The 13,650-nt window shown below is 38.5% G+C and carries 14 protein-coding genes and 1 other annotated feature; all 14 genes read left to right on the top strand.

Annotation, left to right across the window (positions count from 1 at the left end; translation table 11 throughout):
* Positions 1-14: 14 nt before the first annotated feature.
* The 14 genes from ftsA (at position 15) to CEQ21_RS25855 (ending at position 13,583) form a co-directional block, all read left to right on the top strand.
* Positions 15-1,304: a cell division protein FtsA gene (ftsA, locus tag CEQ21_RS25920; RefSeq protein WP_185767025.1), complete on the top strand. Its 1,290-nt coding sequence runs from the start codon at positions 15-17 to the stop codon at positions 1,302-1,304.
* Positions 1,305-1,411: 107 nt separating this feature from the next.
* Positions 1,412-2,563, top strand: a complete 1,152-nt coding sequence (gene ftsZ, locus CEQ21_RS25915; protein WP_185767024.1) for a cell division protein FtsZ — start codon at positions 1,412-1,414, stop codon at positions 2,561-2,563.
* Positions 2,564-2,875: 312 nt separating this feature from the next.
* Positions 2,876-3,820 (top strand): sigma-E processing peptidase SpoIIGA, encoded by a 945-nt coding sequence (spoIIGA, locus tag CEQ21_RS25910; protein ID WP_185767023.1) that lies wholly within the window; start codon positions 2,876-2,878, stop codon positions 3,818-3,820.
* 43 nt (positions 3,821-3,863) lie between these two features.
* The gene (sigE, locus tag CEQ21_RS25905) at positions 3,864-4,583 is read left to right on the top strand and encodes an RNA polymerase sporulation sigma factor SigE (protein ID WP_185767022.1); all 720 of its coding nucleotides are present in this window, start codon (positions 3,864-3,866) and stop codon (positions 4,581-4,583) included.
* 273 nt (positions 4,584-4,856) lie between these two features.
* Positions 4,857-5,636 (top strand): RNA polymerase sporulation sigma factor SigG, encoded by a 780-nt coding sequence (sigG, locus tag CEQ21_RS25900; protein WP_127734777.1) that lies wholly within the window; start codon positions 4,857-4,859, stop codon positions 5,634-5,636.
* Positions 5,637-5,816: 180 nt separating this feature from the next.
* Positions 5,817-6,080 carry a YlmC/YmxH family sporulation protein gene (locus tag CEQ21_RS25895; protein ID WP_185767021.1) on the top strand — a complete coding sequence of 88 codons (264 nt, stop codon included), beginning with the start codon at positions 5,817-5,819 and terminating at the stop codon, positions 6,078-6,080.
* Between the two features lie 77 nt (positions 6,081-6,157).
* On the top strand, positions 6,158-6,979 hold the full coding sequence (pgeF, locus tag CEQ21_RS25890) for a peptidoglycan editing factor PgeF (RefSeq protein ID WP_185767020.1): 822 nt from the start codon (positions 6,158-6,160) through the stop codon (positions 6,977-6,979).
* 6 nt (positions 6,980-6,985) lie between these two features.
* Positions 6,986-7,663, top strand: a complete 678-nt coding sequence (locus CEQ21_RS25885) for a YggS family pyridoxal phosphate-dependent enzyme (RefSeq protein ID WP_185767019.1) — start codon at positions 6,986-6,988, stop codon at positions 7,661-7,663.
* Positions 7,664-7,675: 12 nt separating this feature from the next.
* Positions 7,676-8,170 carry a cell division protein SepF gene (locus CEQ21_RS25880; protein ID WP_185767018.1) on the top strand — a complete coding sequence of 165 codons (495 nt, stop codon included), beginning with the start codon at positions 7,676-7,678 and terminating at the stop codon, positions 8,168-8,170.
* A gap of 6 nt (positions 8,171-8,176) precedes the next feature.
* On the top strand, positions 8,177-8,437 hold the full coding sequence (locus CEQ21_RS25875) for a YggT family protein (protein WP_144452366.1): 261 nt from the start codon (positions 8,177-8,179) through the stop codon (positions 8,435-8,437).
* 75 nt (positions 8,438-8,512) lie between these two features.
* The gene (locus tag CEQ21_RS25870; protein WP_185767017.1) at positions 8,513-9,286 is read left to right on the top strand and encodes a YlmH family RNA-binding protein; all 774 of its coding nucleotides are present in this window, start codon (positions 8,513-8,515) and stop codon (positions 9,284-9,286) included.
* A 206-nt stretch (positions 9,287-9,492) separates the two neighbouring features.
* A complete protein-coding gene (locus CEQ21_RS25865) occupies positions 9,493-9,990 on the top strand; it encodes a DivIVA domain-containing protein (RefSeq protein WP_185767016.1) in 498 nt (165 codons plus the stop codon).
* A 61-nt stretch (positions 9,991-10,051) separates the two neighbouring features.
* Positions 10,052-10,275, top strand: a binding site (T-box leader).
* A gap of 84 nt (positions 10,276-10,359) precedes the next feature.
* The gene (ileS, locus tag CEQ21_RS25860) at positions 10,360-13,119 is read left to right on the top strand and encodes an isoleucine--tRNA ligase (RefSeq protein ID WP_185767015.1); all 2,760 of its coding nucleotides are present in this window, start codon (positions 10,360-10,362) and stop codon (positions 13,117-13,119) included.
* 182 nt (positions 13,120-13,301) lie between these two features.
* Entirely contained in the window at positions 13,302-13,583 is a 282-nt protein-coding gene (locus CEQ21_RS25855; protein WP_185767014.1) for a hypothetical protein, read from the top strand.
* Positions 13,584-13,650 lie beyond the last annotated feature (67 nt).

Here is a 13,650-nt window from a genome sequence, read left to right as displayed (position 1 = left end):
GGAGGTGCCCGAGAATGAACAGCAATGAATTTTATGTAAGTCTTGACATCGGTACATCCAGCGTGAAAGTAATCATTGGCGAAATGATTAATGAGTCCTTAAACATTATTGGAGTAGGCATCGTACCTTCTGAAGGGTTGAGGAAGGGTTCTATTGTTGATATAGATGAAACCGTTCATTCCATACGAAGAGCTATTGAACAAGCGGAAAGAATGATTGGTGTAGAAATTAAACAAGTGATTGTTGGCGTTTCGGGAAATCATGTAAGCTTGCAGCCTTCACATGGAGTAGTGGCAGTTTCAAGTGAAAATCGTGAAATCACAATAGAAGATGTATTGAGAGTAAAGGATGCAGCGCAAGTTGTTTCCATTCCGCCAGAGAAAGAAATAATCGATATAATTCCTAAGCAATTTATTGTGGATGGTCTTGATGAAATTACAGATCCTCGCGGGATGATAGGCGTTCGCCTAGAAATGGAAGGAATCATTATTACAGGCAGCAAGACGATACTACATAACACGCTTCGCTGTGTGGAAAAAGCAGGTTTGGAGATTGTTGACATTACATTACAGCCTCTTGCCGCTGGTTCCTTCGCGCTGTCTAAAGATGAAAAAAATCTCGGAGTAGCATTGCTTGATATTGGAGGCGGTTCTACGACGATTGCCGTTTTTGAAAATGGCTTCTTGAAAAAAACAAGCGTCTTGCCAATTGGCGGAGATCATATTACAAAGGATCTTTCCATTGGCTTGCGTACAACAACCGAAGATGCGGAGAAAATAAAGGTTAAATACGGCTATGCTTATTACAACCATGCATCAGAGGAAGAGGTCTTCAGTGTACCAATCATCGGGAGCGACCAGCACCAGCAGTTCAACCAATTGGAACTTGCCGACATCATTGAGGCAAGATTGGAAGAAATGTTTGACTTAGTGATGGACGAGCTTGAAAGATTAGGAGTATATGATCTTCCAGGCGGTTTTGTCCTTTCCGGAGGTGTGGCTGGCACAAAAGGTATTCTTGAGCTCGCACAAGAGGTTTTCCAAAATCGGGTTCGAATTGCAATACCTGATTATATTGGTGTTAGGGAAGCTCAATACACGACTGCCGTTGGTTTAATTAAGTTCTCCTACAAGAACAATAAGCTGCAAGGTGGAAATATCCATCAGGCAGAGCCAGTTGCGGTTGGTGAACCAAAGGAAAAAAGAGCGCCAAAACAGGCTCCGCAAAAAGCATCATATGAAAAGCAGCCTGTCGAAAAAGGGCCATCAAAACTAAAGAAATTTATGGGATACTTTTTCGATTAAGTTAAAAACATTATAACAATTAAAATGGTATGTTTACTCCATATCACCAAGATTGAGACGCGGACAGTTCGATACTGCTGAATATCGACGAATTAGGAGGATTTGTCATGTTAGAATTTGATACAAATATAGATTCATTAGCTGTAATAAAGGTAATTGGAGTCGGGGGCGGCGGAAACAACGCTGTCAATCGAATGATTGAGCATGGTGTTCAAGGAGTCGAGTTTATTGCGGTAAATACAGACGCTCAGGCACTTAACTTGTCAAAAGCAGAAATAAAAATGCAAATCGGCGGCAAATTAACTAGAGGTTTAGGTGCCGGTGCTAACCCAGATGTGGGTAAAAAAGCAGCAGAGGAAAGTAAAGAACAAATTGAAGAAGCTCTTAAAGGAGCAGATATGGTATTTGTTACCGCAGGTATGGGCGGTGGAACAGGAACTGGTGCAGCTCCTGTTATTGCGCAAATCGCAAAAGATATTGGTGCATTGACTGTCGGTGTTGTCACAAGACCATTCACATTTGAAGGGCGCAAACGTTCTACACATGCAGCAAGCGGAATCTCTGCTCTTAAAGAAGCTGTAGACACATTAATTGTTATTCCGAATGACCGTCTGCTTGAGATAGTTGATAAGAGCACTCCGATGCTTGAAGCATTCAGGGAAGCAGATAACGTATTAAGACAAGGTGTCCAAGGTATTTCTGACCTTATCGCTACACCTGGATTAATCAACCTTGACTTTGCCGATGTGAAAACAATCATGGTCAACAAAGGTTCTGCATTGATGGGTATCGGTGTAGCGTCAGGTGAAAATCGTGCTGCTGAAGCAGCGAAAAAAGCAATATCTTCTCCATTGCTTGAGACATCTATTGATGGAGCTCAAGGTGTGCTGATGAATATTACTGGCGGTTCCAACCTAAGTCTTTACGAGGTACAGGAAGCAGCAGATATTGTCGCTTCTGCATCTGACCAAGACGTTAACATGATCTTCGGTTCAGTTATTAACGAAAATTTAAAAGATGAAATTGTCGTAACAGTAATTGCGACTGGTTTCAATCAAGATACAATGCCGGTATCTTCTGCAAGACCTTCTTTAAACAATATGAAGCCGTCAAGCAGCCCTGGAAGTTCACGTGAAGTGAAGCGCGAGGAGTCTCCAAACAACAATGTGAAAGAGCCTGTTCGCAATAACAATATTCAATCAGGTGAAGATACACTAGATATACCAACATTTTTGCGTAACCGAAATCGCAGAAGATAAAAAAAGCGGGATATTTCCCGCTTTTTTTTGCTTTTAATAGCCTGGGAAATAAAATTACCTCTAAAACCTTTCTTATGCATCTCTCATTCCCCTCGAAAAAAACTGACAATTTCACTGCTAGAACGACACATCGCATAAGGCAAGAAATAGTGACAAAATCTGTTGATAATAGGGAAAATTTCTGTTTTTTTGATTACAGGAAGTGACACACTTTCCTGATGTGGTAGGTTATACTTTTTCGTAACAGATTAATAGAGTTAGATGAGCAAGCTAAAATTTTGCCATAAAACTTTAGGAAGGAGGCTTACATGTTTGGCCATTTATTTAGATGTAATATGGCTGCTGAATTTCCTGTTTGACAGCTTGCTGCTCTATTTGACAGCCATCATCCTAAAGAGAGATATAAAGCTGTGGAGAGTGCTGTGCGGCGGTCTGATTGGATCAATTATCATCCTCTTGGCTGTCACTCCATATCATATCTATACAAGTCATCCAATCTCTAAGCTATTGTTCTCTTGCGTTATGGTTTTGACTGTTTTTGGTTATAAAAGACTTCGCTATTATCTCAGTGGATTAATGACATTTTATTTTGTCACATTTCTTATTGGCGGAGTTTTAATCGGCTCACATTATTTTATTCAATTTGATTTTCAATTATCTACTTCTGTTCTACTTGCAAGTGTTAAAGGCTTTGGTGATCCTATCAGTTGGCTGTTTGTTTTGCTTGGTTTTCCTGCAGCATGGCATTTTTCTAAAAAGAATGTGGAAAGCATGGAAATTACGAAAATTAAATATGATGAAATTGTTCAGGTGAAGTTTCAAATTGCAGGAACAGAGTTCTCATTAAAAGGGCTTGTTGACAGTGGCAACCAGGTGTACGATCCGATTTCGCGGGTACCTGTCATGTTTGTCTCCATTAATGCGATGAAAGCAACAGATATCCCGAAAGAGCTTATTGAAATTGTCGATGATTCTGATTCCATTATTCATGGAAAGGTACAGCTTAATGATGATTGGCAATATAGAATGCGGATTATCCCATATAAAGTTATGGGGAAGGAGCACCAGCTTATGATTGCCATCAAGCCTGAAGAGCTTATCATTGAAAATAAAGAAGGAAGCTTCTTAGTGGAAAAAGGGCTAATTTCATTTACGAGACAGCAGCTGTCATCAGATGACGCATTTTCTTGCATTGTTCACCCAAAGATGCTGACAGGCAACAAAATCAATGAAGTCAAACGTGGAATGGTCAGTTAATATACTATACTCTATCGACACATCATTTAGAAGGAGGACAATTATGAAAAAATTAAAGCTTCGCTTAACCTACTACTGGTATAAGCTCTTAATAAAATTAGGTTTGAAAACAGATGAAGTTTTTTATATTGGCGGAAGCGAAGCATTGCCTCCCCCATTAAGCAAGGAAGAAGAGGAAGAACTACTGCAAAAGCTGCCAGAAGGTGATCAGGCAGCAAGATCTATTTTAATTGAACGCAATTTACGGCTAGTTGTTTATATTGCGAGGAAATTTGAAAATACCGGTATTAATATTGAGGACTTAATAAGCATTGGCACAATCGGATTAATTAAAGCTGTCAATACTTTTAACCCTGAGAAGAAAATTAAGCTTGCTACATATGCATCAAGATGTATTGAAAATGAGATTTTGATGTATTTAAGAAGGAACAATAAGATACGATCAGAGGTATCCTTTGATGAACCGCTGAATATTGACTGGGACGGAAATGAGCTCCTGTTATCAGATGTGATGGGAACAGAGGAAGATATTATTACAAAGGATCTTGATGCAAGTGTAGATAAGAAGCTGCTAATCAGAGCATTGCATCAATTATCAAAAAGAGAAAAACAAATCATGGAGCTTCGTTTTGGTCTTGGAACAGGTGAGGAAAAGACACAAAAGGATGTTGCTGATATGCTCGGCATATCTCAGTCTTATATCTCAAGACTGGAAAAAAGAATTATTAAGAGACTGCAGAAGGAATTTAACAAAATGGTTTAAGGTGATTTAAAATAATATGTCGGCTAAATTTGAACTTTCAAGGAGACGTTATCTTCGTTGAAGGGAAGATTAGCTGGCATATTTATTTGCTTATTAAAAGTGTGATAAAAATATTTTTCAAAAAATATTATTGCAGGAAAGTATTGTCGTGATAGTTTTAGGAGGTATTTAGTTCCAATAATTTGGCTTAGGATGGAAATAGCGTATGCATATTTTTCCTACTCAAGGAGATACTGTTTTTTGTACAGCAGCTCCTGTGAGGAGGGAAATAGATTGACTCGAAATAAAGTAGAAATTTGCGGTGTGGATACATCTAAGCTTCCAGTATTAAAAAACGAAGAAATGAGAGAGCTCTTCAAGCAAATGCATAAGGGAGATATTTCCGCTAGAGAAAGTCTCGTAAATGGTAATCTTCGCCTCGTTTTGAGTGTAATCCAGCGGTTTAATAACAGAGGTGAGTTTGTCGATGACTTATTTCAAGTTGGTTGTATCGGTCTAATGAAATCTATTGATAATTTTGATTTAAGTCAAAACGTAAAGTTTTCCACCTATGCTGTCCCGATGATTATTGGTGAAATCCGCCGATACTTGCGCGATAATAACCCGATAAGAGTGTCCAGATCCTTAAGGGATATAGCTTATAAAGCATTGCAAGTCAGGGAGCGATTGATGAGTAAAACATCAAAAGAGCCAACAGCGGAGGAAATCGCAAAAGAGCTTGATATTCCACATGAGGATATTGTATTCGCATTGGATGCTATTCAAGATCCCGTTTCACTCTTTGAGCCGATATACAATGATGGAGGAGATCCAATTTACGTCATGGACCAGTTAAGTGACGAAAAAAACAAGGATATCCAATGGGTCGAGGAGCTAGCGCTCAAAGAAGGTATGCGACGATTGAATGATCGAGAAAAACTTATATTGAGAAAGCGATTTTTTCAAGGAAAAACGCAAATGGAAGTTGCTGATGAAATAGGTATCTCGCAAGCTCAGGTATCAAGATTAGAAAAAGCTGCTATTAAACAAATGAATAAAAACATTCAAAGCTAATATTACCAATAAGAAAACTGCCGAATTCTCGGCAGTTTTTCTTATTTTATAGCAAATTTCCCATGCTAATTATCATAAGGACAACATATAATTTTAGTAAGGCTTTCCTTGCATACAAACATAACGCAGTAAGGGAACAAAATCGTATAAAAGTCATCATATTTATATAGGAGTGAAACAATGCTGAAAATATCTGACTTTCAAGTGAAGGACGTCGTCAATGTAGCGGATGGAAAAAAGCTTGGTAATATAGGAGATATCGATATAAATTTACAGACAGGCAAGATTGATGCAATCATTATTGGCGGACCAGGCAAGGTATTGGGCTTCTTTAACAGAGAGGCTGATATTGTTATTCCATGGAGCAATATCTTGAAAATTGGGGAAGATGTCATATTAGTAAAATACACTAAATCATTAGAGTTAATTGAAGTAGAAGAATAGGGATAATTTTATTGGTTTTTTTATGACCAATGCACAAGTCTATGGTAAACTATAAAAAAAAGCTGAGGTTATAAAAAATGGAACCTTTTCTATTAAAAGACGCTGAATATTTTACAATTCAATCATGGTGTAAAGACCACCCTCATTTGACTGCAGGGTTCACAACGAAAAATGGCGGCACAAGCACAGGACACCATAAAGGTTTAAATATGGCCTATCATGTTAATGATTCAAAGGAGAAGGTAACAGCAAACAGGCAAATTATTGCGAATAAGCTTGATTTTCCTTTAACGAATTGGGTAGGTTCTGAACAAACCCACAAAAACTCCATTTGGGAAGTATCAACTATTGATGCTGGCAAAGGAGCTTGTGACTATGAAAGTGCGTTGCCAGATACAGATGGCTTGTTTACACGGGAAGAGGGCATTTTACTTACGCTTTGCTATGCTGACTGTGTTCCACTATATTTCATTCATAGCAAAACAAAAGCAATTGGTATTGCCCACGCTGGTTGGCAAGGCACTGTACAAGGAATCGCAATAGAAATGGTGAAGGTGTTTACATCACATGGAATTGATCCAGGTGAAATGGAAGTTGCCATCGGTCCGTCCATTACAGATAAGCAATACATAGTCGACAGCCGTGTTATTGATAAAGTAGACGAAGCTTTAGATGCAAGTGATAATAGGCCATACAAGCTTGTTTCACCAAATCAATATTCATTGAGCTTGCAAGAGCTCAACAAACAGCTGTTAATAAAGGCAGGCATACAGGATAGTAAGATTCAAGTAACCAGTCTTTGCACGAGCGAACAGGAGTCCTATTTCTTTTCCCATAGGCGGGATAAAGGGCAGACAGGAAGAATGATGAGTTTTATTGGCTGGAGAGAGGATGTTTAAAGAAAGATGCAAGTTAAGCATAATTTAGAGGGAATTAGGGAAAAGGTGAAATTGGCTTGTGAAAAAGCTGATCGATCCGTTGAAGATATCACCATAATCGCAGTGACAAAATATGTTACAATAGAAAGAGCAAAAGAAGCTTTGGAAGCAGGTGTTATCAATCTTGGTGAAAACCGGGAGGAAGGCCTGCTTGCAAAACGTGAGGTGCTGATGGACGAGCCAGTTTGGCACTTTATCGGTTCCTTGCAAACTCGCAAGGTAAAAAGCATTATAGATCATGTCGATTACATTCATTCACTTGACCGTTTGTCTTTAGCGAAAGAAATAAACAAGCGAGCTGTTAAGAAAATCAAGTGTTTTGTTCAGGTTAATGTTTCGCAAGAAGAATCAAAGCATGGCATAGCAGTTGAGGACACAATTGATTTTATTAAAAGCCTTGAAGTACTACCTAATATTGAAATAGTTGGCTTAATGACAATGGCGCCATTTACTGATGAGGAAGAATTACTGCGAAATTGCTTCCGAAACTTAAAAAAACTTCAGACAGAGGTGCAAAAGCTTTCATTAAGCAATGCACCATGCCAGGAGCTTTCCATGGGAATGTCTAATGACTACTCAATTGCTATCGAAGAAGGTGCAACGATGATTCGCATCGGTACAGCACTCGTTGGCAGTGAGAAATAGGAGGTTAGAAAATTGAGTATAAAATCAAAAATTAAAACATTTTTTTTCTTAGAAGATGAAGATTATGAAGAAGAAGAGTACGAACAGGAGCAAGAGCCAGTGAGAAACCAGAGACAGCAGCCAACTCAGTCCTATTTTCAGCAGCAACAGCAACAGCAGCAGCAGCAGCCTGTTCAACAGCAACAGCAAAAGCAAAACGTTGTCAGCCTGCAAAGTGTGCAAAAGGCTTCGAAAGTATTTTTGGTTGAACCAAGAGTGTATGCAGAAGCACAGGATATTGCAGACCAATTGAAAAACAGACGTGCAGTTGTCGTCAATCTGCAAAGAATTGACAAGGAGCAAGGGAAACGCATAGTCGATTTTTTAAGCGGGACAGTTTATGCTATAGGGGGAGATATCCAGAAGGTTGGAACTGACATCTTCTTATGCACACCAGATAATGTGGAAGTTTCAGGTAATATCTCTCAGCTTCTTCAAGAAACTGAATTTGAAAATGCGAGGTGGTAAAATTAGATGGGTTTGATCCTGGCAATTGTTTCTAAGTTAATTACTTTTTACTCTTATGCGCTGATTATTTACATTTTTATGTCTTGGATACCAAATGCAAGAGAAACATGGATTGGCACTTTCCTTGCGCGGATTTGTGAACCATATTTAGAGCAGTTTAGAAAGATAATCCCGCCAATTGGAATGATTGATATCTCACCAATCGTGGCTATCTTTGTATTAAATTTAGCTAGAATGGGTGTTTTTCAAATTTTCAGCTGGGTTTAAAAATCAGGGCTTTCATAAGCCCTTTTTTCATGCAGTCATTTATATTATATACATTAAATAAAAGGAGCCGTATGTATGTCGATATACCAGCATTTTCGGCCAGAGGAAAAGGAGTTTATCGATCAAGTCATAAACTGGCGCCAATATGTCGAAGATTCCTATGCAACGAAATTGACGGATTTTTTAGATCCTCGCGAACAAAAGATTGTGAACACGATAATTGGGCAAAATAGTGATGTAAAGGTTGCTTTTGCAGGTGGTACGAAAGCACCTGAACGAAAAAGAGCCTTATTGTATCCCTCTTATTATGAACCAACAGAAGACGATTTTCAGCTTTCAATATACGAAATTGAATACGCAAAAAAATTCGTGAAACTTGAGCATCCACAGGTACTTGGAAGCATTATGTCATTAGGTCTCTCCCGCAGTAAGTTTGGCGATATCCTTATCAAAGCTGGGGATGTTCAACTGATTGTCTGCAAAGAAGTAGAGGATTATATCCGTCTTCAGCTTGAGTCGATTGGAAAAGCAAAGGTAGAATTAAAACCGATTGATAAGCATATGGTGATCGCTCTTGAAGAGGAATGGGTGGAGATGAGCACGACACTTGCCTCCTTAAGACTTGATGCGACGATTGCTGCCATTTATAATATTTCCAGACAAAAGGCCCAAGTCTATATTGCTTCAAGTCTTGTGAAAGTAAACTGGGCTGCTGTTGAAAATGCTTCCTTTATTTGTGAGGAAGGCGATGTTATTTCTGTCAGAGGGCATGGCAGATCTGTTATTAAATCGCTTGAAGGAAAAACAAAAAAAGATAAATGGCGTGTTGTGGTCGGCAAATTAAAATAATTTGTCCTATATAACAAACACGATAAATTTTGATATCATACCAAAATTCCATAGTTATTTTTACTTTATCTATGTTACAATATTTCCAAACAGTATAATTTGTCTTACTTCCTGTTTTTTTGGCGTTTTCCTTAAAATAATGCAGGAAAACAGGAAAAAGCTGTCGAAAAAATACATAAAGAAATTGAAGTTTGGGAGGTGGCATTATGCCATTAACACCGTTGGATATTCACAATAAGGAATTCAGCAAAGGGTTCCGCGGCTACGATGAAGATGAAGTAAATGAGTTTTTAGATCAAATAATCAAGGACTATGAAAATATAATTCGTGAGAAAAAAGAACTAGATGCAAGACTAATTGAACTTGATGACCGCATTGGCCACTACAATAATATAGAAGAAACATTAAACAAATCAATCGTTGTTGCACAGGAAGCTGCCGAGGAAGTGAAGCGAAACGCACAAAAAGAATCGAAGCTGATCATTAAGGAAGCAGAAAAAAATGCGGACCGTATCATTAATGAATCACTTTCTAAGGCAAGAAAGATTGCCCTTGAAATTGAAGAGCTTAAAAAGCAGTCAAAAGTGTTCCGTACACGCTTTAAAATGCTAATTGAAGCACAGCTTGATTTGCTGAACAATGATGATTGGGATCATCTGCTGGAATATGAGTTGGATGCATCTGAGCTGAACTCAACGAAATAATTCTAGATAGCTTGACTAAGCATCTGAAAATAGCCTATAATTTTTACACAAAACAATATTCATGTGTACGTTGATAGGGACAGTACAATTGCTGTTTGCTTATAAATAGAGAGCCGGGGGATGGTGGAAGCCTGGCATAAGCGGAAATTGGAATATCACCCTTGAGTCCTTTTCTGAAATTCAGTAAGAAAAGGCGGTTCATTGCCGTTATAAAATGCTTAAGTGGATAGTTTTTCTATCTATAAGGGTGGTACCGCGGGAGTCTTAAACCTTCTCGTCCCTTTTTGGGATGAGGGGGTTTTTTATGTTTTTTTAACCTTTTCCTAAAACGTTAGCATGAATTTAGATTATTTATTGGAGGATTTATCAATGGAATATAAAGAAACACTGCTCATGCCAAAAACGGCATTTCCAATGAGAGGAAACTTGCCAAATCGTGAGCCTGACATTCAATCAAAATGGAATGAAATGAATATTTATGAAAAAGTACAAGAACGCACAAGCGGGCGTCCCCTGTTTGTTTTGCATGATGGACCACCATATGCAAACGGTGATATCCATATCGGGCATGCATTGAATAAAATCCTTAAGGACTTTATCGTGCGCTTTAAGTCTATGACTGGGTTCCAAGCACCATATGTTCCTGGTTGGGATACACATGGATTGCCAATTGAGCAAGCATTAACAAACAAAGGTGTTAAACGTAAAGAAATGACAATCGCTGAGTTCCGTAAGCTTTGTGAAGAATATGCGCTTGGTCAAATTGACAGCCAAAGAGAACAATTCAGACGTCTGGGTGTTCGTGCTGATTGGGAAAACCCGTATATCACACTTAATCCTGCTTATGAAGCACAACAAATTAAAGTATTCGGGGAAATGGCGAAAAAAGGCTATATTTACAAAGGGAAAAAGCCGGTATACTGGTCTCCAACAAGTGAATCTGCTTTAGCAGAGGCGGAAATTGAATATCAAGACAAGCAATCACCATCAATTTATGTTGGCTTCAAAGTAAAGGATGGCAAAGATGTGCTTGCAGAAGATGTACAAATTGTTATTTGGACAACAACACCATGGACAATTCCTGCTAACTTAGGTATCTCGGTTCATCCTGACTTAACGTATGTTGTAGTTAAAGAAAAAGGCAATAAATATTTAGTAGCTAAAGACTTGCTTGAAGCTGTGAAAACAGAAGTAGAGTGGGAAGAAGCAACTGTTATTCAAGAGGTACAAGGTTCTGAATTAGAATACATTAAAGCACTTCACCCGTTATACAACCGTGAATCTTTAGTAATGCTTGGTGAGCATGTTACAACAGATGCTGGTACTGGCTGTGTTCATACTGCACCTGGTCATGGTGAGGATGACTTTATTGTTGGTCAAAAGTATAACCTTGACGTTCTTTGCCCAGTTGATGACAAAGGTGTTATGACAGACGAGGCTCCAGGATTTGAAGGTTTATTCTATGATAAAGCAAACAAACCAATCACAGAAGCATTACAAGAAGCGGGAGCTTTATTGAAGTTGAAATTCATTACACACTCATACCCACATGACTGGAGAACGAAAAAACCAGTTATCTTCCGTGCAACAGCGCAATGGTTTGCATCTATTAAAGATTTCAGACAAGATTTACTTGATGCTGTTAAGGAAACAAAATGGGTTCCTGCATGGGGCGAAACAAGATTGTACAATATGGTTCGTGACCGCGGTGACTGGTGTATTTCCAGACAGCGTGCATGGGGTGTTCCAATTCCTGTGTTTTATGCGGAAAACGGCGACAGCATTATTACAGATGCAACAATCGAACATATCTCTAATTTGTTCAGGGAACATGGTTCAAACATCTGGTTTGAAAGAAGTGCAAATGAACTACTACCAGAAGGTTTTGAACATCCTGGAAGCCCTAACGGCAACTTTACGAAAGAAACAGATATTATGGATGTATGGTTTGATTCTGGTTCTTCCCATCAGTCTGTTTTAGAGGAAAGAGATGATTTACAAAGACCAGCAGACCTTTATCTTGAAGGATCTGACCAATATCGCGGCTGGTTTAACTCTTCCTTGTCCACAGCAGTTGCTGTAACAGGAAAAGCACCATATAAAGGCGTGCTTAGCCACGGGTTTGTTCTTGATGGTGAAGGCAGAAAAATGAGTAAATCCCTTGGTAATGTTATGGTTCCAGCGAAAGTAATGAATACACTTGGTGCAGACATCCTGCGTTTATGGGTAGCTTCTGTTGATTTCCAAGCAGACGTGCGTGTATCTGATGCCATCCTGAAGCAAGTAACAGAAGGATACCGTAAGATCAGAAACACTTTCCGTTTCCTTCTTGGAAACCTTGCCGATTTCAATCCAGCAGAGAATGCAGTTTCTTATGAAAACTTGCGCGAAGTTGACCAATATATGCTTGTTAAATTGAATAACCTTATTAAAACTGTGACAGAATCCTATGATAAGTATGAGTTTTCTACTATTTATTCTGATATCAATAATTTCTGTACAATTGATTTAAGCTCCTTCTATCTTGATTTCTCAAAAGATGTTCTTTATATTGAAGCAGCTGATAATCAAGAAAGAAGATCAATTCAAACAGTATTGTATGAAAGCTTAATTTCATTAGTGAAATTGATGGCACCGATCCTTCCGCATACTGCTGACGAGGTTTGGGAGCATATAACTTCTGCTAAGGAAGATAGTGTTCAACTGACAGACTTCCCAGAATATGTGGAATATGAAAACAGTGCAGCACTAACAGAAAAATGGAGCAAGTTTATGGTATTGCGTGATGATGTTCTTAAGGCATTGGAAGAGGCGCGTAACCAAAAGGTGATTGGTAAATCACTTGCGGCTAAAGTTTCCCTTTATGTACATGAAGACGGTAAAAACTTACTTGACTCTATTCAAGAAAGCTTAAAGCAATTGTTTATCGTTTCAGGCTTTGAAGTAGCTGGCAGCTATGACGAAGCGCCAGCGGATGCTGTGAAATTAGAGAATGCAGCAATTCTCGTGGCAAAAGCAGATGGTGAAACATGTGAAAGATGCTGGACAGTAACAACAGATGTTGGTGCTAAAGAAGAACATCCAACATTATGTGCTCGTTGCGCTAGTGTAGTAGCAGAAAATTATTAATCAAAAAAGCATTTCGGCTTATCTGCCGAAATGCTTTTTTTTATTCAAGGGAGTTTTTCCTTTTACTAAAAAAAACTTCCACCTCCGTAAATTGTTGTTATGGTTGTAAAAAGTTAAGCCGGTTTTTGCTGGTCTATTTGGAAAAGCTATTTGTAACAACATAGAAACGGAGGAATTTAGCCATGAACCTTAACGTTGAAAAGCTTTATACCGAACTCCGTATGACACAAATAGAATTAGAAGCCACATTAAGAGTAAAAAGATCTTCAAAAATAAACCACTATATTGAAGCAGAGCTGCTGGATGTTGAAGCATCCATGCGAAGATTGGAAAATGGCCAATATGGAACATGTGAAATATCCGGTGAATTGATTCCTGTTGAAATATTAGAGCTGGTTCCTACCATCAAATCAAAAAAAGACTTGGAATATATGCAATCCTACTACAGAAAGTCCTTGCACTAAAAATAAAAAATAAGAAGATAAAAGTCAGAAAAAACAGCTAGCAAAAGGCACAAGCTATCGTTTTTAA

The sequence above is a fragment of the Niallia circulans genome (assembly GCF_007273535.1).
Classification (GTDB): Bacteria; Bacillota; Bacilli; order Bacillales; family Cytobacillaceae; genus Niallia; species Niallia circulans_B.
The sequence above is the reverse complement of the archived record's forward strand: the minus strand, read 5'-3'. Positions and strand labels throughout refer to the sequence as shown.

Coding starts and splice junctions, on each gene's coding strand:
- ftsZ (WP_185767024.1), top strand. CDS start 1,412: ATGTTAGAATTTGATACAAATATAGATTCATTAGCTGTAATAAAGGTA.
- CEQ21_RS25870 (WP_185767017.1), top strand. CDS start 8,513: ATGTCGATATACCAGCATTTTCGGCCAGAGGAAAAGGAGTTTATCGAT.
- CEQ21_RS25855 (WP_185767014.1), top strand. CDS start 13,302: ATGAACCTTAACGTTGAAAAGCTTTATACCGAACTCCGTATGACACAA.
- ileS (WP_185767015.1), top strand. CDS start 10,360: ATGGAATATAAAGAAACACTGCTCATGCCAAAAACGGCATTTCCAATG.
- pgeF (WP_185767020.1), top strand. CDS start 6,158: ATGGAACCTTTTCTATTAAAAGACGCTGAATATTTTACAATTCAATCA.
- CEQ21_RS25875 (WP_144452366.1), top strand. CDS start 8,177: ATGGGTTTGATCCTGGCAATTGTTTCTAAGTTAATTACTTTTTACTCT.
- CEQ21_RS25895 (WP_185767021.1), top strand. CDS start 5,817: ATGCTGAAAATATCTGACTTTCAAGTGAAGGACGTCGTCAATGTAGCG.
- sigE (WP_185767022.1), top strand. CDS start 3,864: ATGAAAAAATTAAAGCTTCGCTTAACCTACTACTGGTATAAGCTCTTA.
- ftsA (WP_185767025.1), top strand. CDS start 15: ATGAACAGCAATGAATTTTATGTAAGTCTTGACATCGGTACATCCAGC.
- CEQ21_RS25865 (WP_185767016.1), top strand. CDS start 9,493: ATGCCATTAACACCGTTGGATATTCACAATAAGGAATTCAGCAAAGGG.
- CEQ21_RS25885 (WP_185767019.1), top strand. CDS start 6,986: ATGCAAGTTAAGCATAATTTAGAGGGAATTAGGGAAAAGGTGAAATTG.